Below are 25627 nucleotides of genomic sequence, written 5' to 3' on the forward strand. Positions count from 1 at the left end.
TGAGGTGAAGCTATGTTAAACCGCGAGCTCGAAGTCACCCTCAATCTTGCCTTCAAGGAGGCCCGTTCGAAGCGTCATGAGTTCATGACCGTCGAACACCTGCTGCTGGCCTTATTGGATAACGAGGCTGCCGCCACCGTTTTGCGTGCCTGCGGCGCAAACCTCGACAAACTCAAGCACGACCTGCAGGAGTTCATCGACTCCACCACGCCGCTGATCCCCGTCCATGACGAGGACCGCGAAACCCAGCCGACCCTGGGCTTCCAGCGTGTGCTGCAACGTGCTGTCTTTCATGTTCAGAGCTCGGGCAAACGCGAAGTGACCGGCGCCAACGTGCTGGTCGCGATCTTCAGTGAGCAAGAGAGTCAGGCGGTTTTCCTGCTGAAGCAGCAGAGCGTCGCACGCATCGATGTCGTCAACTATATCGCCCATGGCATTTCCAAGGTGCCTGGGCATGGCGAACATTCTGAGGGTGAGCAAGATATGCAGGACGACGAGGGCGGTGAGTCTTCTTCTTCAGGCAATCCTTTGGACGCGTATGCCAGCAACCTCAACGAACTGGCGCGTCAGGGCCGGATCGACCCGCTGGTCGGCCGCGAGACGGAAGTCGAGCGCGTCGCGCAGATCCTCGCGCGCCGGCGCAAGAACAACCCGCTGCTGGTGGGCGAGGCGGGCGTGGGCAAGACCGCGATCGCCGAAGGCCTGGCCAAGCGCATCGTCGACGGCCTGGTGCCGGATCTCTTGATCAACAGCGTCGTCTATTCCCTCGACCTCGGTGCCTTGCTGGCCGGCACCAAGTACCGCGGCGATTTCGAGAAGCGCTTCAAGGCGCTGCTCAACGAGCTGAAGAAACGTCCGCAGGCGATCCTGTTCATCGACGAGATCCACACCATCATCGGTGCCGGCGCGGCGTCCGGCGGCGTCATGGACGCCTCCAACCTGCTCAAGCCGCTGCTGTCGTCCGGTGACATCCGTTGCATCGGCTCGACCACGTTCCAGGAATTTCGCGGCATCTTCGAGAAGGACCGGGCCCTGGCGCGGCGTTTCCAGAAGGTCGATGTCGTCGAACCGTCGGTGGAGGATACCATCGGCATCCTGCGGGGCCTGAAAGGGCGCTTCGAGCTGCACCACAACATCGAGTACAGCGACGAGTCCCTGCGCGCCGCCGCCGAACTGGCCTCGCGCTACATCAATGACCGGCATATGCCGGACAAGGCCATCGACGTCATCGACGAGGCGGGCGCCTACCAGCGCCTGCAGCCGGCGGACAAGCGCGTGAAGCGCATCGACGTGGCCCAGGTCGAGGACATCGTGGCGAAGATCGCGCGGATTCCGCCGAAACACGTCACCAGCTCCGACAAGGAACTGCTGCGCAACCTCGAACGCGACCTGAAACTGACGGTGTTCGGCCAGGACGCGGCGATCGACTCCCTGTCGACTGCGATCAAGCTGTCCCGTGCCGGGCTGAAGTCGCCTGACAAACCGGTGGGTTCGTTCCTGTTCGCAGGTCCCACCGGCGTCGGCAAGACCGAAGCCGCTCGGCAGTTGGCCAAGGCGCTGGGCATCGAGCTGGTTCGCTTCGACATGTCCGAGTACATGGAACGCCACACCGTTTCGCGTCTGATCGGTGCGCCTCCGGGTTATGTCGGCTTCGACCAGGGCGGCCTGCTGACCGAGGCGATCACCAAGCAACCGCATTGCGTGCTGCTGCTCGACGAAATCGAGAAGGCGCATCCGGAAGTCTTCAACCTGCTGCTGCAGGTGATGGACCACGGGACGCTGACCGACAACAACGGGCGCAAGGCGGATTTCCGCAATGTGATCATCATCATGACCACCAACGCCGGTGCCGAGACCGCGGCGCGCGCTTCGATCGGTTTCACCCATCAGGACCACTCGTCCGATGCGATGGAAGTGATCAAGAAGAGCTTCACGCCGGAGTTCCGCAACCGCCTGGACACCATCATCCAGTTCGGTCGCCTCAGCCACGAAGTCATCAAGAGCGTGGTGGACAAGTTCCTCACCGAGCTCCAGGCGCAGCTGGAAGACAAGCGGGTGCTGCTGGAAGTCACCGACGCGGCCCGCAGCTGGCTCGCGGCCGGCGGCTACGACTCGGCGATGGGTGCCCGTCCGATGGCGCGCCTGATCCAGGACAAGATCAAGCGTCCGCTGGCGGAGGAAATCCTGTTTGGCGAACTGGCCGAGCATGGCGGTGTGGTGCACATCGACATCAAGGACGGCGAGCTGACCTTCGAGTTCGAAACCACGGCGGAAATGGCCTGAGGCCAAAACCGCGACACAGCAAAAAGGCGCCTTATGGCGCCTTTTTGCTGTCCGGGTATTCTTGGTCGTCCCTGTGCCGGTCGACATCATGGCCGACCGCGCGGACGCTATCGTGAGCAGGTTCGCTCCCACATTGGACCTGCGTGGTGCATTAACCTGTGGCAGCCAGCCTGCTGGCGATGGCGTCAGTCCGGGCGCCGCAGGTCAAATCCCGCGCAAACAAAAACGCCCGGCAGGGCCGGGCGTCTTGTATTGACTTGCTTAGCGAGCGCGGTAAGTGATGCGCCCTTTGCTCAAGTCATAGGGCGTCAGCTCGACGCGCACTTTGTCACCGGTAAGAATACGAATGTAGTTCTTGCGCATCTTGCCGGAGATATGCGCGGTAACGACGTGCCCATTTTCCAATTCCACGCGAAACATGGTGTTTGGCAGGGTGTCGACGACAGTGCCTTCCATTTCGAAGCTGTCTTCTTTCGACATGCAGTAAAGCCCTCGGTGTCCAGTGAATGGCCCGGTGCAACTGCGCCAGGCAAAAGCGGCGTGCATTGTGCCCGAAAAGTGGTGTTTACGCCAAGGGGTTTAAGGGTTTGCGTTCAGTTGAGGATGACCCAGCGCTGATTGATCAACAGTTCGATGGGGCGGTACTGGGTCTTGTAGTTCATCTTTTTGCAGTTTTTGATCCAGTAGCCCAGATAGACCGCGTCCAGCCCGAGGCGCCGGGTTTCGGCGATCTGCCAAAGGATGGCGTAGCGCCCCAGGCTGCGGCGTTCTTCCTCCGGCTCATAGAAGGTGTAGACCGCCGACAGCCCGTTGGGCAGCAGGTCGGTGACGGCCACGGCCAGCAACCGTCCGTCGAGCCGGAACTCGTAGAAGCGCGAGAAGGGCAGGTCGCGCACCAGGAACGTGGCGAACTGGTCACGGCTGGGCGGGTACATGTCGCCGTCGGCGTGCCGTTGCTCGATGTAGCGCTGGTACAGGTCGAAATACTCTTCGCTGAAGCCCGGCTTCACCGGTCGCACCTGCAGGTCGGCATTGCGCTTGAAAATGCGCTTCTGCTGGCGGTTGGGGCTGAACTGCAGCGCCGGGATGCGCGCCGGCACGCAGGCATTGCAGTTCTGGCAGTGCGGACGGTACAGATGGTCGCCGCTGCGACGAAAACCCATTTCCGACAGGTCTGCGTAGACATGCACATCCATGGGCTGACTGGGGTCGAGAAACAGGGTCGTGGCCTGCTCCTGCGGCAGGTAGCTGCAGGAATGAGGCTGAGTGGCATAGAACTTCAAACGCGCCAACTCGGTCATGATCAACCCTCGGGGTAAGCTTGTGAATTAAGTGTAAGCCAGGTGCGCAAAAGTCGCTCAGCAAACCCAGGTGGCCTGGTTCGGCCGATCCAGGTGCCGCGCCAGGTAGTCGGCGAAGGTGCGGCGCGAGATCGCCCGGGCGCCGAGGCTGTGCAGATGGTCGGTGGGCATCTGGCAGTCGATCAGGACGAACCCCGCGTCCTTCAGGTGCTGCACCAGCGTGGCAAAACCGTACTTGGAGGCATTGTCGGCGCGGCTGAACATCGATTCGCCGAAAAACAGTTGGCCCATGGCCAGGCCGTACAGGCCGCCGACCAGTTCGCCCCCGTCCCAGACTTCCACCGAATGGGCAAAGCCGCGCCGGTGCAGTTCGAGGTAAGCGTCCTGCATCGCTTGAGTGATCCAGGTGCCGTCGGCATAGTCCCTCGGCGCGGCGCAGGCGCTGATCACCGCCGCGAAATCTTGGTCGAACGTCACCCGGTAGCGCTGTTTGCGCATCAGCTTGGCCAGGCTGCGGGAGACGTGCAGTTCGTCGGGAAACAGCACCGTGCGCGGATCAGGCGACCACCAGAGGATCGGCTGGCCTTCGGAGAACCACGGAAAGCAGCCGTGGCGGTAGGCCTGGATGAGCCGGTCGGCGGACAGGTCGCCGCCGGCCGCCAGCAATCCGTTGGGATCGCGCATGGCCTTTTCCAGGGGCGGAAATGTCAGGGTGTTGCGTTGTAACCAGGTCAGCATGGCATTCGGGCTTGCGGAAGAGGGGAGGGCGGTGGCTGCGCTAGAGTGTGCCGCTAAATGACGGGAATGTCCTCCCGATCCTGCGCGGCTGCAACTTGGCCGGGCAGGCGCGGTCGTAATCGGGCGTCGCGCAGACGGGTGGCGCGGCAGGCGTCGGGCATTGTGCGGCGATCGGCGCCGGGCGCTTCGTGACGTTTATCAAATACACCTCATAAGCCTTTGTCACAAAAGGTAATGCATGCTCAAATTGAGCCGCAGGATCCGTGCGCTTGGCTATGCTTGTTGCACGGGCGCGGGCATGGCAACACGCGTGCAAACCCGTACAATGCCGGGCTGTTGCAGAATATTCTCCGTGTGCCGAGTTTATTAAGGCACCGATGCAGTGTTAAAACGGGTTTCGGTTGTGCCCGTCAATTTTTTGCCTGCCTGGGATCGGGCAGTTTTTATCGTCATTCAATAGATGGACGCGCCGCAGGCGCAGGAAAAGAAGCGTTTTGAAGAAATCCACGGAAGCACCAAAAGCAGTCGTTCCGCTCTGGCGTCAGCAGTTGCACTACCGGCTCAAGGAAGGTGCGCTGATCGCCATCGGTGCCTTGTGCCTGTTCCTGATGATGGCCCTGCTGACCTACGGCAAGGACGATCCGGGCTGGAGCCACAACAGCAAGATCGACGACGTGCAGAACTTCGGCGGTCCGGCCGGCTCCTACAGCGCCGACATCCTGTTCATGGTGCTGGGTTACTTCGCGTACATCTTCCCGCTGCTGCTGGCGATCAAGGCCTACCAGATCTTCCGTCAGCGCCACGAGCCCTGGCAGTGGAGCGGCTGGCTGTTCTCCTGGCGCCTGATCGGCCTGGTGTTCCTGGTGCTGTCGGGCGCCGCGCTGGCCCACATCCATTTTCATGCCGCGGCCTCCAGCCTGCCGGCCGGCGCCGGCGGGGCGCTGGGCGAAAGCCTCGGCGACCTGGCCAGGAACGCTCTGAACATCCAGGGCAGCACCTTGCTGTTCATCGCCTTGTTCCTGTTCGGCCTGACGGTATTCACCGACCTGTCGTGGTTCAAGGTGATGGACGTCACCGGCAAGATCACCCTCGACCTGTTCGAACTGTTCCAGGGCGCGCTCAACCGCTGGTGGGCGGCGCGCACCGAGCGCCGGCAACTGGTTGCCCAGCTGCGCGAAGTCGATGACCGTGTGGACGAGGTCGTCGCCCCGGCGGTGCCGGACAAGCGCGAGCAGGCCAAGGTCAAGGAACGCCTGATCGAACGCGAACAGGCCCTGAGCAAGCACATGTCCGAGCGGGAGAAACAGGTGCCGCCGGTCATCATGCCGGCCCCGGTCAAGGCGCCGGAGCCGAGCAAGCGCGTGCAGAAGGAAAAGCAGGTGCCGCTGTTCGTCGACAGCGCCGTGGAAGGCACCTTGCCGCCGATCTCGATCCTCGATGTGGCGGAAAAGAAACAGCTCAACCATTCCCCCGAGTCCCTGGCGGCGATCGGTCACCTGCTGGAGATCAAGCTCAAGGAATTCGGCGTCGAGGTCACGGTGGACTCGATCCATCCGGGCCCGGTCATCACCCGCTACGAAATCCAGCCGGCCGCCGGCGTGAAGGTCAGCCGCATCGCCAACCTGGCCAAAGACCTGGCGCGTTCCCTGGCCGTGACCAGCGTGCGGGTGGTCGAGGTGATTCCGGGCAAGACCACCGTCGGCATCGAGATCCCCAACGAAGACCGGCAGATCGTGCGGTTCTCCGAGGTGCTGTCGACGCCTGAGTACGACAACTTCAAGTCGCCGGTCACCCTGGCCCTCGGCCACGACATCGGCGGCAAGCCGGTCATCACCGACCTCGCCAAGATGCCGCACCTGCTGGTGGCCGGTACGACCGGTTCCGGTAAGTCGGTGGGCGTGAACGCGATGATCCTGTCGATCCTGTTCAAGTCGGGCCCCGAAGACGCCAAGCTGATCATGATCGACCCGAAGATGCTCGAACTGTCGATCTACGAAGGCATTCCGCACCTGCTGTGCCCGGTGGTCACCGACATGAAGGACGCGGCCAACGCCCTGCGCTGGAGCGTCGCCGAGATGGAGCGGCGCTACAAGCTGATGGCGAAGATGGGCGTGCGCAACCTGGCCGGCTTCAACGCCAAGGTCAAGGAGGCCCAGGACGCCGGCGAGCCGTTGAGCGATCCTTTGTACAAGCGCGAAAGCATCCACGACGAGGCGCCGCTGCTGCAGAAGCTGCCGACCATCGTCGTGGTCGTGGACGAGTTCGCCGACATGATGATGATCGTCGGCAAGAAGGTGGAAGAGCTGATCGCCCGCATCGCCCAGAAGGCGCGGGCCGCCGGCATCCACCTGATCCTCGCGACCCAGCGGCCGTCGGTGGACGTGATCACCGGCCTGATCAAGGCCAACATCCCGACGCGGATGGCGTTCCAGGTGTCGAGCAAGATCGACTCGCGCACCATCATCGACCAGGGCGGCGCCGAACAGCTGCTCGGCCACGGTGACATGCTCTACATGCCGCCGGGCACCAGTCTGCCGATCCGGGTGCACGGCGCGTTCGTCTCCGACGACGAAGTGCACCGGGTGGTGGAGGCGTGGAAACTGCGCGGCGCGCCGGAATACAACGACGACATCCTCAACGGTGTCGAAGAGGCGGGCAGCGGTTTCGAAGGCAGCAGCGGCGGTGGCGAAGGCGACGATCCGGAAGCCGACGCGCTGTACGACGAAGCCGTGCAGTTCGTGCTCGAAAGCCGCCGGGCTTCCATCTCTGCGGTGCAGCGCAAGCTGAAGATCGGCTACAACCGCGCCGCCCGGATGATCGAAGCCATGGAAATGGCCGGGGTCGTCACAGCGATGAACACCAACGGTTCGCGTGAGGTGCTGGCCCCGGGGCCGGTGCGCGACTGAGTCAAACCCCCGGATTCAACAGCCGGGACGGCGCAATGAGGCGCCGTCCGCTCTCCCACGAGTATTCAAGAGGACTCCCATGCGTCTGATCCGCATGCTGCTGCCGGTACTGGCCCTGACCACGCTTTCGGCCCACGCCGACGAAAAGGACGTGGCGCGCCTGACCCAACTGCTGGAAACATCCAAGACCCTCACCGCACGCTTTTCCCAGCTGACCCTCGACGGCAGCGGCACCCAATTGCAGGAAACCGCCGGCGAGATGTCGCTGCAGCGCCCGGGCCTGTTCTACTGGCACACCGACGCGCCGGCCGAGCAGACCATGGTCTCCGACGGCAAGAAGGTCACCCTGTGGGACCCGGACCTTGAGCAGGCGACGATCAAGAAGCTGGACGAGCGCCTGACCCAGACCCCGGCCCTGTTGCTGTCGGGCGATGTGTCGAAGATCAGCCAGAGCTTCGACATCACCGCCAAGGAAGCCGGCGGCGTGATCGACTTCACCCTCAAGCCGAAGACCAAGGACACCCTGTTCGACAGCCTGCGCCTGTCGTTCCGCAACGGCCTGGTCAATGACATGCAACTGATCGACAGCGTCGGCCAGCGCACCAACATCCTGTTCACCGGGGTGAAGGCCAACGAAGCGATTCCGGCGTCCAGGTTCAAGTTCGACATCCCCAAGGGTGCCGACGTGATCCAGGAATAACCCCTGAACCCTGTGGGCGAGAGCCCGCAGGATCAACGCCTAGAGGTTTCAACGGTACGTGATGGATCTGTTTCGCAGAGAGCCCCTGGCCCAGCCTTTGGCGGCCCGGTTGCGCGCCACCAACCTGGACGAATACGTCGGCCAGGAGCACGTGCTCGCCCGCGGCAAGCCGCTGCGCGAGGCGCTGGAGCAGGGCGCGCTGCATTCGATGATCTTCTGGGGGCCGCCGGGCGTGGGCAAGACCACCCTGGCGCGGCTGCTGGCGGAAGTGTCGGATGCGCACTTCGAAACGGTGTCGGCGGTGCTGGCCGGGGTCAAGGAGATCCGTCAGGCGGTGGAGATCGCCAAGCAGCAGGCCGCGCAGTACGGCCGGCGCACGATCCTGTTCGTCGACGAGGTGCACCGCTTCAACAAGTCCCAGCAGGACGCGTTCCTGCCGTACGTCGAGGACGGCACGCTGATCTTCATCGGCGCCACCACCGAAAACCCGTCATTTGAACTGAACAACGCGCTGCTGTCGCGGGCCCGTGTGTATGTGCTCAAGAGCCTGGACGAAGCCGCGCTGCGCAAGCTGGTGCACCGGGCGCTGACCGAAGAGCGGGGCCTGGGCAAACGCCACCTCACCCTCAGCGACGAAGGTTTCCAGATGCTGCTGTCGGCTGCGGACGGCGACGGCCGGCGCCTGCTCAACCTGCTGGAGAACGCCTCGGATCTGGCCGACGACGACAGCGAGATCGGCACCGACCTGCTGCAGAGCCTGCTCGGCGACACCCGCCGGCGTTTCGACAAGGGCGGCGAAGCGTTCTACGACCAGATCTCCGCGCTGCACAAGTCGGTGCGCGGCTCCAACCCGGACGGTGCGCTGTACTGGTTCGCGCGGATGATCGACGGCGGTTGCGATCCGCTGTACCTGGCCCGGCGTGTGGTGCGCATGGCCAGCGAGGACATCGGCAACGCCGACCCTCGGGCCCTCAGCCTGTGCCTGGCGGCGTGGGACGTGCAGGAGCGCCTCGGCAGCCCCGAGGGCGAACTGGCGGTGGCCCAGGCCATCACCTACCTGGCCTGCGCGCCGAAAAGCAACGCGGTGTACATGGGCTTCAAGGCCGCGATGCGCGCCGCCGCCGAGCACGGTTCGCTGGAAGTGCCGCTGCACCTGCGCAACGCCCCGACCAAGCTGATGAAGCAGTTGGGCTACGGCGACGAATACCGCTACGCCCACGACGAGCCGGACGCCTATGCCGCCGGCGAAGACTATTTCCCGGAAGCGCTCGAGCCGATTCCGTTGTACCAGCCGGTGCCCCGTGGCCTGGAGCTGAAGATCGGCGAAAAGCTCAAGCACCTTGCCCAACTCGACCGGTTGAGCCCCCGCCAGCGGAGAAAACCGTGATTCCAGCGATCGTTGCAGTCTCCATCGGCGGCGTCACCGGCACGCTGCTGCGCTTTGCCGCCGGCAATTGGGTCAACGCCAACTGGCCGCGGCACTTCTATACCGCGACGCTGGCCGTTAATATCGTGGGCTGTCTTTTGATCGGCGTGCTGTACGGCCTGTTTTTGATACGCCCGGAGGTGCCTTTCGAGGTGCGTGCCGGGTTGATCGTCGGCTTCCTCGGAGGGCTGACGACCTTTTCATCCTTTTCACTGGATACGGTGCGCCTGCTGGAAAGCGGGCAGGTGCCGCTGGCCTTGGGCTATGCGGCGCTCAGCGTATTCGGCGGGCTGCTCGCCACCTGGGCCGGCCTGTCCCTGACCAAACTTTGACAACGAGAGACCGACATGCTCGATTCCAAACTGTTACGTAGCAACCTTCAGGACGTAGCGGACCGCCTGGCTTCCCGTGGCTTTGCCCTGGACGTCGCGCGCATCGAAGCGCTGGAAGAGCAGCGCAAGGAAGTCCAGACCGAAACCGAAAAGCTTCAGGCTGAACGCAACGCGATCTCCAAGAGCATCGGTCAGGCCAAGCAACGCGGCGAAGACATCGCCCCGCTGATGGCCAATGTCGAGAACATGGGCAGCCAACTGAACGAAGGCAAGGCTGCGCTGGACAAGATTCAGACCGAGCTGGACGCGATCCTGTTGGGCATCCCCAACCTGCCGCACGAATCGGTGCCGGTCGGCGAAGACGAAGACGGCAACGTGGAAGTGCGCCGCTGGGGCACGCCGACCGCCTTCGACTTTCCGGTGCAGGACCACGTCGCTCTGGGCGAGAAGTTCGGCTGGCTGGATTTCGAGACCGCCGCCAAGCTGTCCGGCGCGCGTTTTGCCCTGCTGCGCGGCCCGATCGCCCGTCTGCACCGCGCCCTGGCGCAGTTCATGATCAACCTGCACGTCACCGAGCACGGCTACGAAGAGGCCTACACCCCGTACCTGGTGCAGGCGCCGGCGCTGCAAGGCACCGGCCAGTTGCCGAAGTTCGAGGAAGACCTGTTCAAGATCGGCCGCGACGGTGAGGCCGACCTGTACCTGATCCCGACCGCCGAAGTGTCGCTGACCAACATCGTGGCCGGCGAAATCGTCGACGCCAAGCAGCTGCCGATCAAGTTCGTCGCCCACACCCCGTGCTTCCGCAGCGAAGCCGGCGCGTCGGGCCGCGACACCCGCGGCATGATCCGCCAGCATCAGTTCGACAAGGTCGAGATGGTGCAGATCGTCGAGCCGTCCAAATCCATGGAAGCCCTGGAGAGCCTGACCGCCAACGCCGAGAAGGTGCTGCAGCTGCTGCAGCTGCCGTACCGCACCCTGGCGCTGTGCACCGGTGACATGGGCTTCAGCGCGGTCAAGACCTACGACCTGGAAGTGTGGATCCCGAGCCAGGACAAGTACCGCGAGATCTCGTCGTGCTCCAACTGCGGCGACTTCCAGGCCCGCCGCATGCAGGCGCGCTTCCGCAACCCGGAAACCGGCAAGCCTGAGCTGGTGCACACCCTCAACGGTTCCGGCCTGGCGGTCGGCCGCACCCTGGTGGCGGTGCTGGAGAACTACCAGCAGGCCGACGGTTCGATCCGCGTGCCGGACGTGCTGAAGCCGTACATGGGTGGCCTTGAGGTCATCGGCTGACATGGACTATCTGCCGCTGTTTCACAACCTGCGCGGCAGTCGTGTGTTGGTCGTCGGCGGGGGGGAGATTGCCTTGCGCAAGTCCCGCCTGCTGGCCGACGCCGGTGCGCTGCTGCGGGTGGTCGCACCTGAAATCGAAGCCCAACTGCGTGATCTGGTGACCGCCAGCGGCGGTGAGTGCCTGTTGCGCGGTTATCTCGACACGGATCTGGACGGCTGCGGGCTGATCATCGCCGCCACCGACGATGAAGCGCTGAACGCGCAGGTCTCCGCCGATGCCCATCGGCGGTGCGTGCCGGTCAACGTGGTGGACGCGCCGGCCCTGTGCAGCGTGATCTTCCCGGCCATCGTCGACCGTTCGCCGCTGATCATCGCGGTGTCCAGCGGCGGCGACGCGCCGGTGCTGGCCCGGCTGATCCGCGCCAAGATCGAGACCTGGATCCCTGCCACCTACGGCCATCTGGCCGGTCTCGCCGCGCGTTTCCGGCATCAGGTCAAAAACCTGTTTCCCGACGTGCAGCAGCGTCGTGCCTTCTGGGAGGACGTGTTCCAGGGGCCGATCGCCGACCGGCAACTGGCCGGGCAGGGCGCCGAGGCCGAACGTCTGCTGCAGGCCAAGATCGATGGCCAGGCACCGGTGGCCACCGGCGAGGTGTATCTGGTGGGCGCAGGGCCCGGCGATCCGGATCTGCTGACCTTCCGCGCCTTGCGCCTGATGCAGCAGGCTGACGTGGTGCTGTACGACCGTCTGGTGGCGCCGGCGATTCTGGAGCTGTGCCGCCGGGACGCCGAGCGGGTCTACGTCGGCAAGCGCCGCGCCGACCACGCGGTGCCCCAGGATCAGATCAACCGGCAACTGGTGGATCTGGCCAAGGCCGGCAAGCGTGTGGTACGGCTCAAGGGCGGCGATCCGTTCATCTTCGGCCGCGGCGGCGAAGAGATCGAAGAACTGGCGGCCCACGGCATCCCGTTCCAGGTCGTGCCGGGCATCACGGCGGCCAGCGGTTGCGCGGCCTATGCCGGGATCCCGCTGACCCACCGCGACTACGCGCAGTCGGTGCGTTTCGTCACCGGGCACCTGAAGGACGGTTCCACCGATCTGCCCTGGGCCGACCTGGTCGCGCCGGCGCAGACGCTGGTGTTCTACATGGGCCTGGTGGGGCTGCCGGTCATCTGCGAGCAGTTGATCAAGCACGGGCGCGGCGCGGACACCCCGGCGGCGCTGATCCAGCAGGGCACCACGGTCAATCAGCGGGTGTTCACCGGCACCCTGGCCGACCTGCCCGGGTTGGTGGCGGAGCATGAAGTGCATGCGCCGACCCTGGTGATCGTCGGCGAAGTGGTGCAACTGCGCGAGAAACTGGCGTGGTTCGAAGGGGCTCAGGGGCAAGTCTGACGACAGACCGCATTGTGCCGATCGCCAGCAGGCTGGCTCCCACATTGGATTCGTGAACGACACAGATCCCCTGTAGGAGCCAGCCTGCTGGCGATTGAGGCCCTCAAACGCTGATGTGATTCCAGATCCCTTTCCCGCTCAGCCGCGCCCGGTCATGGGCTGCGGTGAAGTCCTGCTCCGGACCTTTGGGCACGACGCCGGTCGGGTTGATGGTCTTGTGGCTGCCGTAGTAGTGGTGCTGGATGTGCTGGAAATCCACCGTGTCGGCGATGCCCGGCCACTGGTACAGCTCGCGCAGCCAGTTCGACAGGTTCGGGTAATCGGCGATCCGCCGCAGGTTGCACTTGAAGTGCCCGTGGTACACCGCGTCAAAGCGGATCAGGGTGGTGAACAGACGGATGTCCGCTTCGGTGAGGAACTCTCCCGCCAGGTAGCGGTGGGTGCCCAATAGCCTTTCCAGGTGATCCAGTTCGGCGAACACATCGTCGAACGCCGCTTCATACGCCTGCTGCGAAGTGGCGAAGCCGGCGCGGTACACGCCGTTGTTGACCGCCGGGTAGATCCGCTCGTTCAGCCCATCGATTGCACTGCGCAAAGGTGCCGGGTAGAAGTCCAGGCCGTTGCCGGTCAAGCCGTCGAACGCGCTGTTGAACATGCGGATGATCTCCGCCGATTCGTTGCTGACGATGCGCTTGAGCCGTTTGTCCCACAGCACCGGCACGGTGACGCGGCCGGTGTAGTCGGGGGTGTCTGCGGTGTAGCGCTGGTGCATGAAGTCGAAGCCGTCGAGCCGGTCGCCCGTGGAGCCCAGCGCCTTGTCGAAGGTCCAGCCGTTTTCCAGCATCAGCCAACTGACCACCGAGACGTCGACCAGGCTTTCCAGCCCCTTGAGCTTGCGCAGGATCAGCGTGCGGTGGGCCCACGGGCAGGCCAGCGACACATAGAGGTGGTAGCGCCCGGCCTCGGCGGCAAAGCCGCCTTCACCGCTGGGGCCGGGGCGGCCGTCGCGGGTGACCCAATGGCGGCGTTGCGCCTGTTCACGCCGGAAGGCGCCGTCCTTGTCGCTTTCGTACCATTTGTCCTGCCAGCGGCCATCGACCAGTAAACCCATGTTCAAGACTCCGCAAACCAATAATCGTTGGAGTGGAGTCTATTCCGATGGGTTCGAACAAAAAGCGCAAAGATCGGGCAGCTATGATCGATTAAATCGATTTGTTCCGTGCGGCCCAGTATTGTTCGGCCGTTTCGAAGGCTTGCTCACGGCTCTGGCCCAGCCCCCGGAGGGCGAGCGCCATGGTCGAGATCAAAGCCATGCGGGCGTAGCTGTCGTCCGACTCGCCGCGCCAGACCGCCTTCAATTGGCGGGTCTCCAGCGATGCCGGTTTGACGTGGCGCTGGGCCGACAGCCGCGGCCATTCCTCGTCCCAGCTTGCGCCGCCGGCGGTGCCGTACAGGTGGCTGTCGGCGTCCGGGTTGATCTCGATTTCGCCGCCGTCGCCCTTGATCACGATGGCCGTGTCGCCCAGCAGGCCGCTGGCTTCGCGGTGCACCGCCTGATAGCCGGGATGGAAAATGCTTTGCAGGCCGCAACGGGCGCCCAGCGGATTGAGGATCCGTGCCAGCGAGTGGATCGGCGAGCGCAGGCCCAAGGTGTTGCGCAAGTCGATCATCTTCTGCAACGGCGCCGCCCAGTCCACCAGCGGCATGAACGCCAGGCCGCCGTTGTCCAGCGCCGAGCCGACCTGCTGCCAGTCGCGGCACAGTGGGATGTTCAGCTCACCGAGCAGCTGTTCGCTGTACAGACGCCCGGCGGTGTGGGCGCCGCCGCCGTGCATGAAGATGCGCACGCCGTTCTGCGCCAGGCACTTGGCCGCCAGCAGATACCACGGCAGGTGGCGTTTCTTGCCGGCATAGGTCGGCCAGTCCAGGTCGACGGCCAACGACGGGGCATGCAAGCGTTCGCGCAGGGCTTCGGTGAAGCCGGCCATCTCTTCGGCGCTTTCCTCCTTGTGCCGCAGCAACATCAGGAAGGCGCCGAGCTGGGTGTCCTCGACCTTGCCGTCCAGCACCATGCCCATGGCCTCGCGGGCCTCGGCGCGGGTCAGGTCGCGGGCGCCGCGCTTGCCTTTGCCCAGGATCCGCACGAACTGGGCGAACGGATGCTCGGCGGGCGTTTCGAGGGTCAGCGCTGGAAAGTCGGTCATAGGCAATTCGTCGGTTTGGGCAGGCCCGCCAGTTTCGCGGCGAGCTTGGCGGGGGTGCCTTTGAACAGGCGGTTCAGGTGCAGGCTGTTGCCCTTGTCCGGGCCCAGCTTCAGGGCGGTGTACTTGATCAGCGGCCGGGTGGCCGGGGACAGCTCGAACTCCGCGTAGAAGGCGCGCAGCAGCTCAAGGACTTCCCAGTGGTCGGGTGTCAGCTCGATGTCTTCGGCGACGGCGAGGGCAGCGGCGACCTCGGCCGACCAGTCGCTCAGGTCCACCAGGAAGCCGTCCTTGTCCAGTTCGATGGCGCGGGCGCCGACGGTCAGGGTCTTCATAGCCAGGTGTTGACCTTGTCGTGGCGCACCGACAGCTCGACGAAGGCCGGGTAGTCGATGGCGTCGGCCCAGTCCGGAACCTCAAGCCCTCGGGCCTGGGCGTCTTCGGCCAGCACGTACAGCCTGGCGTTGCGGGCCTGGAGCGCAGTGAACGGCGCGGTGCCGGGTCGCAGGGCATAGGCGGCGTCGCCGCACAGCAGCAAGGCGTCGGCGCTGCCCAGCAGGCGCAGGCAACTGGTCAGGCGTTCGTCGCCGAACGGGGAATGGGACAGCACATGCAAAGTCGACATCAGAGCGTGATCACTTGGTCGTAACGGTCAATGAGGGCGGTGATGCGGTCGGCGGCCAAGGGCTGCGCCTCGTCCAGCGACAGATCGCCGAGGCCGCGCAGGGCGGCGCTGTCGGCGCAGTAGAACAGTTCTTCGACGCCGAACATCGGCAGCGCCTGCAGATTGGCGCTCAGGTCCTTCTGCTGCAAGGCCTTGGCGTTCTGCCCGGCGGCCAGTTGCAGCACGCCGTCGTCGAGGAACAGCAGGCCGATCGGCAGATCGAACGCGCCGCCGGCCAGCACGATGTCCAGCGCCTCGCGGGCGCCGGGGCCGGACCATGGCGACTGGCGGCTGATGATCAACAGGGATTTAGCCATGTTCATGCGCCTCCGAAGCAGATGAGACGGTCGGCGTCCTGCACCGCATCGTGCAGTTGGCCCAGGCCGGACAGTTCCCACGGCGCACTGACGGCCACGGCGTCACGCTGGTAGCGTGCGGCCTCTTCGGCGTTCAGCACGCCACGGCGCAGGGCGGCGGCGATGCACACCACGCCGTCCAGCCGCTGTTCGGTGATGAAGGCGCGCCATTGCTTGGGCAGGTCCTGTTCGTCCTGCGGGGTGACCACGCTGTCCGAGGCGTTGTGCACGCCGTCCTGGTAGAAAAACAGCCGGACGATCTCATGCCCGCCGGCCAGCGCCGCCTGGGCGAACAGCAGGGCACGGCGCGAGGAGGGCGCATGGGCGGCGGAAAACAGCGCGATGGCGAACTTCATGACGGACTCGATCAGCGAAACTGCGGCCATGATAAAGCTTTCTCGCCGGGGCGGCGAAGCGGATGTTGCCGCAGGCGCGGTGAGTGTCAGCGCGGCATGTAGCCCAGTTGCCAGCGGCGGGGGATCTTCAGGGCGACCACCCCGAGCACGCCGGCCAGCAATGCGCTGAAAAACAGGGCCTGAAGGCCCAGATGGCGTTCCAGCAGCGCACCGATGACCGCGCCGACGAACATGCCCGTCCAGGGCACCAGTTGCACCCGCCAGCCGTTGCGTCGTTCGCCCAGCAGCCAGCGGCCCAGTCCCCGGCCGAACCGTGACAGGGCCCCGGTGACGTAGGTCAGCCCCACCGGCAGCCCGTTCACTTCCTCGACGCAGGCGTTGAGCATGCCCATGGCGGTGATCGCCGCCAGCAGGGCCGGCAATTGCTGCTCGAACGGCCAGGCCGCCGCGGCGCACAGCAGCGCGGCGATGCACAGCAGCAACGGCAGCGCCCGACGCCCGCTCAGCCGGCTGACGATGACGCCGAGGGCATTGCCGAAGACGAACGTGGCGACCAGGATCGACAGGCGCAGGGTCAGGCCCAGGTCGCCGTCGCTGATCGCCACCGCCAGGCGGGTTGTGTTGCCGCTCATGAACGAGACGAAGTCGCCGCTGGCCATGAAGCCGATGGCGTCGGTCATGCCGGCCAGCACCGACAGGCAGGCGACCAGCGTCAGGCCGACGCGGCCGCGCCATTTCTGGGTATGCAGGTGGCCGGGCGTGGCGCGGTGAGTGGTGGCGGACGGCAGCATGGGCGGGTTCCTGGCCGGGTTCCTGGGTGGGAAAACACGGTTTTACTCCATAGCGCGAGGGTTGTCGCGCCGTCCGATGCGGTAAAGCTGAACGAAACCTTGCCGGGCAGTGATACAGTCCGTTCTTTTTTGAATGAGCGAATGCAATGCGAATGCTGACGGTGGCGCTGGCGGCGGTTTTGCTGGCCGGTTGCGCGGGATCGGTGATGGAAGACGCCCGCACCCGAACCCCTTACAAGACCCTGACCTCGGAAAAGCCCGGCAAGGACGTGGCGCAGTGCGTGCAGTTCTCCTGGCAGGACGAAGCGGTGTTCGGTGTGGACGCGGCGGCTTATCTGGAGCCGGGCAAGCAGGGCGGTACGACGGTGTACACCCGCTCGGCGGAATCGTTCGTCGATGTGGTCAGCGACGCGTCCGGCACCACGCTCAAGTACTACGCGCAGAAGGACGACTTTGTCGCCAAGCGCCGGCTGGCGGCGCTGGCGACCTGCCTGTAGGTCGGTTGAGGCGGAGGCTGTTCCGGCCTCATCGCGGGCAAGCCCCACAGTGGATCTGTGCCATGCACCGATCCCTGTAGGAGCCAGCCTGCTGGCGATGGCATCAGCCCAGGCCCCGCAGAGCGAAAGCAAGGGCAATGCCGTTGCACTCGCAGGAGGCCTGCCGGCTCAGTCCTTCAACCGCTTCTGAAAGAACAGCCGCTTGTGCCCCGGCGGATAATCCGCCAGTTCACCGAATTCGCTGTAGCCAAGCTTTCGGTAGAACACCGGCGCCTGAAAATCGAAGGTGTCGAGCCAGATCCCGAAGCAGCCTTTCTCCCGCGCCAGCTCCTCGGCCATGCCCATCAGCCTGGAGCCGACGCCTTGGCCCCGTCCTTCTTCAGGCACCGATATCAGGTCGACGAACAGCCACTCACAGACAAAACGGCCATAAAGTCCGCCGAGAATCGCGCCGCTGTCGTCGCGCACCAGCAAGGTGAGGGGGGTGGAGGGCGCGATGCCGGCTTGGGCAACGTTAAAGGCGTGCAGCGGCGCCAGGATGGCCAGGCGTTCTTCTTCCGTATTGGTGTGCGACAGCTCGATTCGCAGGTTCATGTGCAACTTCCTTTTGGCAACGAAGGCGCAGCCTAACCCGGCGTTGACCTTTGATCCATCCCCTCGGTCGGCCTTGCGCCGTCGCCGGTGCCTTGATCCGCCGATGCCGGTTTTCATGCCTTTGGCGTGTAGGTTTTTTGCTACAGGATGAGTACGCGCTGACTTAGGGTGCTGTATATCCATCCAGTATTCATTGGCGATTGCTGGCGCAAGGCCGCCCGCTGCGACAAATCCGCCGATGGACAAAAAATCCCCCTCCGTTAGCTTGAAGGCCTCTCCTCGGGAAGGAGAGTTCTTAAATCAATGGAGTGAACAACATGAATCAAGCAACCCCTGAAACCCAACTGCGACACGGTCGCGTCACCTCTCCGGCCAGCCGTGGTTCGGTGGCCATCGAGCAAGGCCTGCTGGGCGGCTGGCAGGTCAACGAAATGGAAGGCGGCAAGAACTTCCCGGCGCTGGCGGCCGGCCCGTTCCCCGCGCCGTTCGGCACGGACAACCCGAGCGTCGTGCCGCCGGCCGACGGCTACATCCTCAGCGGCGGCAAGGACGATGCCCGCGACTGCGTGAACTTCACCGACGAGGAAATGAGCAAGAAGCTCGGTCGCCCGTTCACCTGGCCGCTGCTCAACGTCACACCGGGCCAGACCCTGGACATCAAATGGGAGTACACCGCCCCGCACACCACCCGTGGCTACCGCTGGCTGATCACCAAGGACGGCTGGGATCCGAAGACCCGCATCACCCGTGCGCAACTGGAGGCGCAACCGTTCTTCGAGGATTTCTACCCTCAGGTTCCGTACTACAGTCATGCGGGCGAACTGAAGGCCAAGGTCAACCATTCGGTGAAACTGCCGGCCAACAAGAAGGGGCGTCACGTGATCGTCCTGATGTGGATCGTCGCCAACACCGGCAACGCCTTCTATCAGGCCTTCGACGTCGACTTCAAGTAAGTCCGCGCCAACCGACCCACACGTTCTGAAGGATTAGAACATGTCGAACATTGATTTCACCCTGTTGCACAACCAGGCGGGCGACGCGGCGTCGCTGATGCCGAGCATCGCCGGCAAGAAGATCCTCATGGGCTTCTGGCACAACTGGCCGGCGGGGCCGAGCGACGGCTACCGGCAAGGGCAGTTCGCCAACATCGCGCTTGAAAACGTACCCAAGGAGTACAACGTGGTCGCTGTGGCCTTCATGAAAGGCAACGGCATCCCGACCTTCAAGCCCCACAACGTCTCCGACGCCGAGTTCCGCCGCCAGGTCGGCGTGCTCAACAGCCAGGGGCGGGCGGTGCTGATTTCCCTGGGCGGCGCCGATGCGCACATCGAGTTGCGCGCCGGCCAAGAACAACCGCTGGCCAACGAGATCATCCGTCTGGTGGAAACCTACGGCTTCGACGGGCTGGACATCGATCTTGAACAGAGCGCGATTGATTTCGCCGCCAACAAGACCGTCCTGCCGGCGGCGCTGAAACTGGTCAAGGATCACTACGCAGGCCAGGGCAAGCACTTCATCATCAGCATGGCGCCGGAGTTCCCGTACCTGACCGCCAACGGCAAGTACGTCGGCTACCTGCAAGCGCTGGAAGGCTACTACGACTTCATCGCCCCGCAGTTCTACAACCAGGGCGGCGACGGGGTCTGGGTGCCGGAGGCCAACAACGGCAACGGTGCGTGGATCGCGCAGAACAACGACGCGATGAAGGAAGACTTCCTTTATTACCTGACCGAAAGCCTGGTGACCGGCACCCGCGGGTTCACCAAGATCGCGGCGGACAAGTTCGTCATCGGCCTGCCGGCCAACGTCGATGCCGCCGCCACCGGCTACGTGATCGACAAGACCGCGGTGGGCAACGCCATGAAGCGGCTGGCCATCAAAGGGCATCCGATCAAGGGGCTGATGACCTGGTCGGTGAACTGGGACAACGGCATCAGCAAGGACCGGGTGCCGTACAACTGGGAATTCAGCCGCCGTTACGGGCCGCTGATCCATGGCGCCAAGCTGTCTGAGCACGCGTCGGACGACATGACGGTCGACATCGGCCAACAGCAGTAAGCGAACAGAAAGCCCGGTAGCGCTGCCGGGCTTTTTTTCGTCCGTGGGCCGCGTCTTTTCGCCTACCATGGGCGTCCTTCAAGGACACAAGGGTCAGGCGTCATGTCCAACACGGCCGAACGGGTCAAATTCATCGATACGCAGGTGCTGTCCCACGATTGGTACTTGCTCAAGAAAATCACCTTCGACTACCGGCGCAACAGCGGCGACTGGCAGCGCCAGACCCGTGAGGTCTACGACCGCGGCAACGGTGCTGCGATCCTGCTGTTCAACCGCGAGAGGCGCACGGTGGTGCTGACCCGGCAGTTCCGTCTGCCGGTGTTCGTCAACGGCCATGACGGGCTGCTGATCGAAGTGGCCGCCGGGCTGCTTGAAGGGGCCGACCCCGAGCAACGCATCCGTGCCGAAGCCGAGGAGGAAACCGGCTACCGCGTGCATGACGTGAGGAAGGTGTTCGAGTCCTACATGAGCCCGGGTTCGGTGACCGAGAAGCTGCATTTTTTCGTTGCCGAGTACGACGCGTCGTCGAAGGTCGGCGCCGGCGGCGGCCTGGAGGAAGAGACCGAAGAGCTGGAGGTGCTGGAGTGGCGCTTCGATGATGCGCTGGCCGCTTTCGGGCGCGGCGAGATCTGCGATGCCAAGACCATCATGCTGTTGCAGTATGCGGCGATGAACGACCTGTTCTCCGCTTGAGGCCCTTTGGTGAGGGAGCAATCTCTCTCACCCCCATTGAAAATAGCCGCAGCGCCACAGTGGGCCGATCACTGAAGACAGGCGATCAGAACAGCTCCCCCGTCCGTCCGACCTCGGCCCACCGGCAACCTTCCAACTTCAATAGCCGCTCCTTGGCCTCAAGCCCTCCGGCGAACCCCGTCAGTTTGCCCGATGTGCCGATCACCCGATGGCACGGCGCAACGATCGAGATCGGATTGCGCCCGTTCGCCGCGCCCACTGCCCGTACCGCGCTGGGGTGGCCGATCTGCTCGGCGATCTGGCTGTAGGTGCGGGTCTCGCCGAAGGGAATGGTCAGCAGCGCCGTCCAGACCCTTTTCTGGAAGTCGGTGCCGGCGAAATCCAGCTCCAGCTCGAAGCGGTTTCGCGTGCCGGCGAAATATTCCTGCAGCTGCTGCGCGGTCTTGAGCAGCACCGGGTTGTCCGGCGCCTCGACCATCGGTCCCAGGCGCACCCGGTCGGGCCTGTCGTTTTCCCAGAGGATGGCCGCCAGTCGCTGGCCGTTCGCGACCAGCTTCAGTTCGCCGACCGGCGAGGGCAGGGTGATGAACGTGTAGGCCATAGGTCGGACTCCGTGGGGGGGCGGGAACAGCGCACAGCATACGGCGTGTTCCGGGAGGCGCAAATCGCAATCGCGGCCATACTGCTTGTGGCTCTTGCAGCGCTTCTCCCTGCTTTCCTGAAAAGCCTAATAACAAGAAGGGACCGACCCATGAAGTACGAACCTTTTGCCAAGACCCTGATCGCGACCTCCTTCACCCTGGCCTGTCTCACGGCCCATGCCGCTTCGGTGGCCCCGGTGGCGGCGGAGAACGGCATGGTGGTCACCGCCCAGCACCTGGCCACCCACGTGGGCGTCGATGTGCTGAAGAACGGCGGCAACGCGGTGGATGCGGCGGTCGCCGTCGGTTACGCGCTGGCGGTGGTCTACCCCGCGGCGGGCAACCTGGGCGGCGGCGGTTTCATGACCATTCAACTGGCGGACGGGCGCAAGACCTTCCTCGACTTCCGGGAAAAGGCTCCCCTGGCCGCCACCGCGAACATGTACCTGGACAAGGACGGCAACGTCATTCCGGACCTGAGCACCCGCGGCCATCTGGCGGTCGGCGTGCCGGGCACGGTGTCGGGCATGGAGCTGGCGCTGAAGAAGTACGGCACCAAGCCGCGCAATGAGATGATCGCCCCGGCCATCAAGCTGGCCGAAGACGGGTTCGTGCTGGAGCAGGGCGACGTCGATCTGCTGGAGTACGCCACCGACGTGTTCAAGAAGGACATGCGCGACTCCGGCTCGATCTTCCTCAGCAACGGCGAGCCGATGCAGGTGGGGCAGAAGCTGGTGCAGAAGGATCTGGGCAAGACCCTGCGCACCATTTCCGAAAAAGGCGCGGACGGTTTCTACAAGGGCTGGGTGGCCGACGCCATCGTCACCTCAAGCCAGGCCAACAAGGGCATCATCACCCAGGCCGACCTGGACAAGTACAAGACCCGCGAACTGGCGCCGGTGGAGTGCGACTACCGCGGCTACCACGTGATCTCGGCGCCACCGCCCAGTTCCGGCGGCGTGGTGATCTGCCAGATCATGAACATTCTCGAAGGCTATCCGATGAAGGACCTGGGCTTCCATTCCGCCCAGGGCATGCACTACCAGATCGAAGCCATGCGCCACGCCTACGTGGACCGCAACAGCTACCTGGGCGACCCGGACTTCGTGAAGAACCCCATCGAGCACCTGCTGGACAAAAACTACGCGACCAAGCTGCGCGAGGCCATCGCGCCGCAGAAGGCTGGCGTCTCCGCCGAACTCAAGCCGGGCGTCGCGCCCCATGAGGGCAGCAACACCACCCACTACTCGATCGTCGACAAGTGGGGCAACGCCGTGTCGGTGACCTACACCCTCAACGACTGGTTCGGCGCCGGCGTGATGGCCAGCAAGACCGGGGTGATCCTCAACGATGAGATGGACGACTTCACCTCCAAGGTCGGCGTGCCGAACATGTACGGCCTGGTGCAGGGCGAGGCCAACGCCATCGCGCCCGGCAAGGCGCCGCTGTCGTCGATGAGCCCGACCATCGTCACCAAGGACGGCAAGGTGGTGATGGTGGTCGGCACGCCGGGCGGCAGCCGGATCATCACCGCGACCCTGCTGACCATGCTCAACGTCATCGACTACGGCATGGGCCTGCAGGAAGCGGTCGATGCGCCGCGCTTCCATCAGCAGTGGATGCCGGAGCAGACCAACCTCGAAGACTTCGCCGCCAGCCCCGACACCAGGAAGATCCTCGAAAGCTGGGGCCACAAGTTCGCCGGCCCGCAAGATGCCAACCATATCGCGGCGATCCTCGTCGGCGCGCCGTCCCTGGGCGGCAAACCGGTGGGCAAGAACCGCTTCTACGGCGCCAACGACCCGCGGCGCAACACCGGGTTGTCATTGGGTTACTGACGCGCGTAAAAAAGAGGGGCGGGCGTTTGTCCGCCCCTGTCTCACGGATCGATCAAGGAAGGCCTGCCATGTCCACCGCATTGTTGATCATCGACGTCCAACGCGCCCTGTGCTCGGGCCAATACGCGTGCTACGACATCCCCCGCGTCATCGACACCCTCAACCGCCTCAGCGCACGCGCCCGCCAGGCCGGCGTGCCGGTGGTGTTCATCCAGCACGAAGAAGAGGGCGACCTGCTGGCCCACGGCAGCGACGGCTGGCAACTGGCGGACGGCCTGGAGACCGCGCCGGGCGACCTGTACGTGCGCAAGACCGCCCCGGACTCGTTCTGCCAGACTACGCTGCAGAAGCTGATCCCCAAGGAAGACTTCGACCGGTTGGTGATCGGCGGCCTGCAGACCGATTACTGCGTCAACGCCACCGTGCGCCAGGCGCATCAACTGGGCTATGACGTGGTGCTGGCGGCCGACGCCCACTCCACCGTGGACAACGGCAGCATGAGCGCCGAAGACATCATCGCCGAGCACAACAAGGATCTGGCTCATCTGAGCAGCTCGGTGGCGCGGATCGACGTCACGCCGGCGGCTCAGATCACCTTCTGACCCGCCGAGCAGCCTTCCCTGTAGGCGCGAGCCTGCTCGCGAGGCGTCGTGTCGTTCGCCTCGGACATTGAGGGGGATGACGCTTTGGCGAGCAGGCTCGCTCCTGCAGGCGGTGAAAACTCCGGGCATCGACCGGTCGCTCCCGGCATACTGCCGGCGCCTCAGGAATGGAATCTGTCGATGCCCGCGTTCAATGCCCGTCATGCCTGGCTGCTGGCCAGCCTCGTAATCGCCCCGATGTCCCACGCCGCCGGTTTCGACTGCGCCAAGGCGTCCGGCCCGGTCGAGAAAACCCTTTGCGACGATCCGTACACCTCCGCCCTCGATGAGAAGCTGAGCGCGGTGTGGCGCACCACGCTGGCGAAGGTCGCCGACCCGAAGGCGCTCAAGGCGGATCAGCGGGCGTGGCTGAAGAACCGCGACGTCTGCGGCGAAACGTTGGGTTGCCTGCGCCGCCTGTACCTCATGCGCCTCACCGAACTTGAATACGCCGCAAAGCCGTTCAGCTGGAACGCGATGTGGCAGCGGATTCCCGAAGGCGTGGCCTCGGGTGCAGAGCTGAACACGTCCCTACGGGACGATTCGCACGTGTCCTTCGCCGTGGAGGCCACCGCCGGCGCCAACGAAGGCAGCCTGGAGGGAACCGCCACACGCCGCGCCTCGGGGGCGGACTACGCCGAGGGCGAGTGCGCGTTGAGCTTCACGGCGATCAACGGCGTGCTGAACGTCGCGCAACAGGGTGACGACGCTGACTGCGGGGCAGGAATGGGAGTGTTCTATGCCGGGCGTTATGTCGCTTCGCCAACGCCCTTGAAGCTGGACTACGATCTGCTGGCGCTGAGCCTGGTGCGCACGCAACAGGAAGACGACACACTGCGCACGCTGCTCAAGGGCGACTACCCGGCACTGGTGCAAAGCGCGGGGACGATGACGATCGGCGATCCGTCCGCCGACGTGCCGGGCAGCGAGGTCGATGAACTGTGGGTGCGCGGTTTGGGCAACTTCAACGCCGCCATCGTGATGAGCGCCGCCGGCAACCGCTTCTGGATCGCGCTGCTGGTGCCCGATGCCCAGGGCGAGTCCCGCGCCCGCTACTACACCAACGTCCCCGACTGGAAGGATCGCCTGCCCGCTGCCGTGCACGCCTGGTACGAGCGCATGCAGGGCGGCAGAACCCTGCCGCTGGAGCGCATGCCGTAACGCAAGCCTGTCGCCGCCACCTCAGGTCGCGAACATCAACCGGTGCACAGGGGCTGCCGGCTCCCGCACCACGCCGCCCAGCACCAGCCGCGTGACGGTGTCCGCCGCCGCGGCGTAGTCCTCGTCCTGCGGCACTTCGCGCCCGGTGATGCACCCCATCTGCCAGCCGATGTTGGTGTAGGTGCGGGTCGCCGACCAGATGAACAGCATCAGGTGCTCGGGATCCACCGGGGCCAGCAGGCCGCGGTCGATCCAACTGCGCAGGCACTCGACGTTGCGCCTCGCTTCGGCGTGCAGCAGGTCGCGGCACTCGGGCGGCAACTGCGGGCCGCCGAGCAGCAGTTCGCCGCTGAACACCCGGGCGATGGCCGGGTGCTCGCGGGCGATGCGGATCCGCGCCGCCACGTACGCCCGCAGGCCGATCAGCGGGTCGTCGCTCTCGCGCAGCGCCGCCGAGGCGTCCAGCAGCGGTTCGACGAAACCCAGCAGCACCTTGGCGTAGAGGTTTTCCTTGGTCTGGAAGTAGTAATACAGGTTGGCCTTGGGCACGCCGGCACGGGCGGCGATGTCGCGGGTCTGGGTGGCGTCGAAACCCTTGGCGGCGAATTCCTCGCTGGCGGCGGCGAGGATCAGTTGCTCGTTGCGTTGACGGATGCTGCTCATGGAAGGCACGGCGGAGTCTGGCGGTTTCGGGTTCGCAATATACAAAACTATATAGCGATGAAGCCAGCAGACTCGGCAGACAACGCTATGCTGTG

At 64.6% G+C, this 25627-nt stretch carries 26 protein-coding genes and 1 pseudogene; 14 read left to right on the top strand and 13 right to left on the bottom strand.

Translation table 11 applies throughout. The features are described from left to right. Positions 1-12: 12 nt before the first annotated feature. The gene (gene clpA / locus CAG31_RS08475; RefSeq protein WP_085579827.1) at positions 13-2283 is read left to right on the top strand and encodes an ATP-dependent Clp protease ATP-binding subunit ClpA; all 2271 of its coding nucleotides are present in this window, start codon (positions 13-15) and stop codon (positions 2281-2283) included. 261 nt (positions 2284-2544) lie between these two features. On the opposite strand, the gene infA is transcribed toward clpA, so the two are convergent. The 3 genes from infA to aat all read right to left on the bottom strand — a co-directional run bounded on the left by infA (position 2545) and on the right by aat (position 4322). Then, positions 2545-2763: a translation initiation factor IF-1 gene (gene infA / locus CAG31_RS08480; protein ID WP_002553999.1), complete on the bottom strand. Its 219-nt coding sequence runs from the start codon at positions 2761-2763 to the stop codon at positions 2545-2547. Between the two features lie 113 nt (positions 2764-2876). Further along, positions 2877-3584 (bottom strand): arginyltransferase, encoded by a 708-nt coding sequence (locus tag CAG31_RS08485; protein WP_085579829.1) that lies wholly within the window; start codon positions 3582-3584, stop codon positions 2877-2879. Positions 3585-3641: 57 nt separating this feature from the next. Continuing rightward, on the bottom strand, positions 3642-4322 hold the full coding sequence (gene aat, locus CAG31_RS08490; protein WP_085579831.1) for a leucyl/phenylalanyl-tRNA--protein transferase: 681 nt from the start codon (positions 4320-4322) through the stop codon (positions 3642-3644). 494 nt (positions 4323-4816) lie between these two features. On the opposite strand from aat, the gene CAG31_RS08495 reads away from it, so the two are divergent. The 6 genes from CAG31_RS08495 (at position 4817) to cysG (ending at position 12378) form a co-directional block, all read left to right on the top strand. Continuing rightward, positions 4817-7228: a DNA translocase FtsK gene (locus tag CAG31_RS08495; RefSeq protein ID WP_085579833.1), complete on the top strand. Its 2412-nt coding sequence runs from the start codon at positions 4817-4819 to the stop codon at positions 7226-7228. Positions 7229-7307: 79 nt separating this feature from the next. Continuing rightward, the gene (gene lolA / locus CAG31_RS08500) at positions 7308-7928 is read left to right on the top strand and encodes an outer membrane lipoprotein chaperone LolA (RefSeq protein ID WP_085579835.1); all 621 of its coding nucleotides are present in this window, start codon (positions 7308-7310) and stop codon (positions 7926-7928) included. A gap of 61 nt (positions 7929-7989) precedes the next feature. Then, on the top strand, positions 7990-9315 hold the full coding sequence (locus tag CAG31_RS08505) for a replication-associated recombination protein A (protein ID WP_085579837.1): 1326 nt from the start codon (positions 7990-7992) through the stop codon (positions 9313-9315). Continuing rightward, the gene (gene crcB / locus CAG31_RS08510; protein WP_085579839.1) at positions 9312-9686 is read left to right on the top strand and encodes a fluoride efflux transporter CrcB; all 375 of its coding nucleotides are present in this window, start codon (positions 9312-9314) and stop codon (positions 9684-9686) included. The genes CAG31_RS08505 and crcB overlap by 4 nt, the downstream gene beginning before the upstream one ends. A 15-nt stretch (positions 9687-9701) precedes the next feature. After that, positions 9702-10982: a serine--tRNA ligase gene (serS, locus tag CAG31_RS08515; protein WP_085579842.1), complete on the top strand. Its 1281-nt coding sequence runs from the start codon at positions 9702-9704 to the stop codon at positions 10980-10982. A gap of 1 nt (position 10983) precedes the next feature. Beyond that, complete coding sequence (gene cysG, locus CAG31_RS08520; RefSeq protein ID WP_085579844.1) at positions 10984-12378, top strand: siroheme synthase CysG; 1395 nt, start codon at positions 10984-10986, stop codon at positions 12376-12378. 103 nt (positions 12379-12481) lie between these two features. On the opposite strand, the gene CAG31_RS08525 is transcribed toward cysG, so the two are convergent. The 7 genes from CAG31_RS08525 to CAG31_RS08555 all read right to left on the bottom strand — a co-directional run bounded on the left by CAG31_RS08525 (position 12482) and on the right by CAG31_RS08555 (position 16746). Continuing rightward, on the bottom strand, positions 12482-13489 hold the full coding sequence (locus CAG31_RS08525) for a glutathione S-transferase family protein (protein ID WP_085579846.1): 1008 nt from the start codon (positions 13487-13489) through the stop codon (positions 12482-12484). A gap of 91 nt (positions 13490-13580) precedes the next feature. Continuing rightward, positions 13581-14582 (bottom strand): glycosyl transferase family protein, encoded by a 1002-nt coding sequence (locus tag CAG31_RS08530; RefSeq protein WP_085579848.1) that lies wholly within the window; start codon positions 14580-14582, stop codon positions 13581-13583. After that, entirely contained in the window at positions 14579-14914 is a 336-nt protein-coding gene (locus tag CAG31_RS08535) for a TusE/DsrC/DsvC family sulfur relay protein (protein WP_085579851.1), read from the bottom strand. Before CAG31_RS08535 ends, CAG31_RS08530 begins: the two co-directional genes overlap by 4 nt. After that, entirely contained in the window at positions 14911-15204 is a 294-nt protein-coding gene (tusB, locus tag CAG31_RS08540; protein ID WP_085579853.1) for a sulfurtransferase complex subunit TusB, read from the bottom strand. Before tusB ends, CAG31_RS08535 begins: the two co-directional genes overlap by 4 nt. Continuing rightward, positions 15204-15560, bottom strand: coding sequence for a sulfurtransferase complex subunit TusC (gene tusC / locus CAG31_RS08545; protein WP_085580101.1), 357 nt, complete (start codon positions 15558-15560; stop codon positions 15204-15206). The genes tusB and tusC overlap by 1 nt, the downstream gene beginning before the upstream one ends. 2 nt (positions 15561-15562) lie before the next feature. Further along, complete coding sequence (gene tusD, locus CAG31_RS08550) at positions 15563-15955, bottom strand: sulfurtransferase complex subunit TusD (protein ID WP_085580103.1); 393 nt, start codon at positions 15953-15955, stop codon at positions 15563-15565. 86 nt (positions 15956-16041) lie between these two features. Continuing rightward, positions 16042-16746 (bottom strand): YoaK family protein, encoded by a 705-nt coding sequence (locus tag CAG31_RS08555; RefSeq protein ID WP_085579855.1) that lies wholly within the window; start codon positions 16744-16746, stop codon positions 16042-16044. 146 nt (positions 16747-16892) lie between these two features. Between CAG31_RS08555 and CAG31_RS08560 the strand changes: the two genes are divergently transcribed. After that, positions 16893-17243 carry a hypothetical protein gene (locus tag CAG31_RS08560; RefSeq protein ID WP_085579857.1) on the top strand — a complete coding sequence of 117 codons (351 nt, stop codon included), beginning with the start codon at positions 16893-16895 and terminating at the stop codon, positions 17241-17243. A 168-nt stretch (positions 17244-17411) separates the two neighbouring features. Here the strand turns inward: CAG31_RS08560 and CAG31_RS08565 are convergent, their stop codons facing one another. Next, positions 17412-17837 (bottom strand): GNAT family N-acetyltransferase, encoded by a 426-nt coding sequence (locus CAG31_RS08565; protein ID WP_085579859.1) that lies wholly within the window; start codon positions 17835-17837, stop codon positions 17412-17414. Between the two features lie 317 nt (positions 17838-18154). Here CAG31_RS08565 and CAG31_RS08570 point away from each other — a divergent pair, with 317 nt between their 5' ends. The 3 genes and pseudogenes from CAG31_RS08570 (at position 18155) to CAG31_RS08580 (ending at position 20588) form a co-directional block, all read left to right on the top strand. Then, positions 18155-18790 (top strand): lytic polysaccharide monooxygenase auxiliary activity family 9 protein, encoded by a 636-nt coding sequence (locus tag CAG31_RS08570; protein WP_085580105.1) that lies wholly within the window; start codon positions 18155-18157, stop codon positions 18788-18790. A gap of 40 nt (positions 18791-18830) precedes the next feature. Continuing rightward, a pseudogene (locus CAG31_RS08575) lies at positions 18831-19832 on the top strand (chitinase); the annotation flags it as partial. Positions 19833-19997: 165 nt separating this feature from the next. After that, positions 19998-20588 (top strand): NUDIX domain-containing protein, encoded by a 591-nt coding sequence (locus tag CAG31_RS08580; protein WP_085579863.1) that lies wholly within the window; start codon positions 19998-20000, stop codon positions 20586-20588. Between the two features lie 85 nt (positions 20589-20673). Here CAG31_RS08580 and CAG31_RS08585 read toward each other — a convergent pair whose 3' ends face one another. After that, on the bottom strand, positions 20674-21189 hold the full coding sequence (locus tag CAG31_RS08585) for a methylated-DNA--[protein]-cysteine S-methyltransferase (protein WP_085579865.1): 516 nt from the start codon (positions 21187-21189) through the stop codon (positions 20674-20676). A 150-nt stretch (positions 21190-21339) separates the two neighbouring features. Between CAG31_RS08585 and ggt the strand changes: the two genes are divergently transcribed. The 3 genes from ggt to CAG31_RS08600 all read left to right on the top strand — a co-directional run bounded on the left by ggt (position 21340) and on the right by CAG31_RS08600 (position 24869). Beyond that, complete coding sequence (gene ggt / locus CAG31_RS08590; protein WP_085579867.1) at positions 21340-23067, top strand: gamma-glutamyltransferase; 1728 nt, start codon at positions 21340-21342, stop codon at positions 23065-23067. A gap of 68 nt (positions 23068-23135) precedes the next feature. Beyond that, positions 23136-23669: a cysteine hydrolase family protein gene (locus tag CAG31_RS08595; protein WP_085579869.1), complete on the top strand. Its 534-nt coding sequence runs from the start codon at positions 23136-23138 to the stop codon at positions 23667-23669. Positions 23670-23849: 180 nt separating this feature from the next. Beyond that, positions 23850-24869 (top strand): lysozyme inhibitor LprI family protein, encoded by a 1020-nt coding sequence (locus tag CAG31_RS08600; protein WP_085579871.1) that lies wholly within the window; start codon positions 23850-23852, stop codon positions 24867-24869. Positions 24870-24890: 21 nt separating this feature from the next. Here CAG31_RS08600 and CAG31_RS08605 read toward each other — a convergent pair whose 3' ends face one another. Beyond that, complete coding sequence (locus tag CAG31_RS08605) at positions 24891-25532, bottom strand: TetR/AcrR family transcriptional regulator (RefSeq protein WP_085579873.1); 642 nt, start codon at positions 25530-25532, stop codon at positions 24891-24893. Positions 25533-25627: the final 95 nt, after the last annotated feature.

Origin of the sequence: Pseudomonas sp. R25(2017) (assembly GCF_002112565.1) — a bacterium.
Lineage (GTDB): Bacteria > Pseudomonadota > Gammaproteobacteria > Pseudomonadales > Pseudomonadaceae > Aquipseudomonas > Aquipseudomonas ekonensis.